Consider the following 334-nt stretch of genomic DNA (forward strand, 5'->3'; position numbering starts at 1 on the left):
TCCCGGTGCCTCATCGAGAGCAGCGGCATCGCTGCGCATCGCTGCTTGCGCGCTTCGTTGAGCCACCGCCGCCAGCTCGGCCACTGTCTGGCGCTCGAACAGCTGGCGCGGACTCACCTTCCACCCCGCTGCCCGCGCCCGCGCCACGATCTGCAAGCTCAGGATCGAGTCGCCCCCCAGCTCGAAGAAGTTCTCGTGCCTCCCCACGCTGCCCAGCCCCAGCACCTGCGCCCACACGGCCGCCAGCACCTCCTCCGCCTCGCCTTGCGGCATCTCCCGCGCCGCATCTCCCCGATCCAGAAGCTCCGGCGCCGGCAAGGCCTTGCGATCCACC

Annotated in this window: 1 protein-coding gene; it reads right to left on the minus strand. The window is 71.0% G+C overall.

Annotated features, from left to right (window positions below):
- The coding region (locus PO768_RS29160) for a phosphopantetheine-binding protein (RefSeq protein ID WP_272648848.1) at positions 1-334 on the minus strand (334 nt) is incomplete at both ends.

This window comes from Paucibacter sp. XJ19-41 (assembly GCF_028462495.1).
Classification (GTDB): domain Bacteria; phylum Pseudomonadota; class Gammaproteobacteria; order Burkholderiales; family Burkholderiaceae_C; genus Roseateles_E.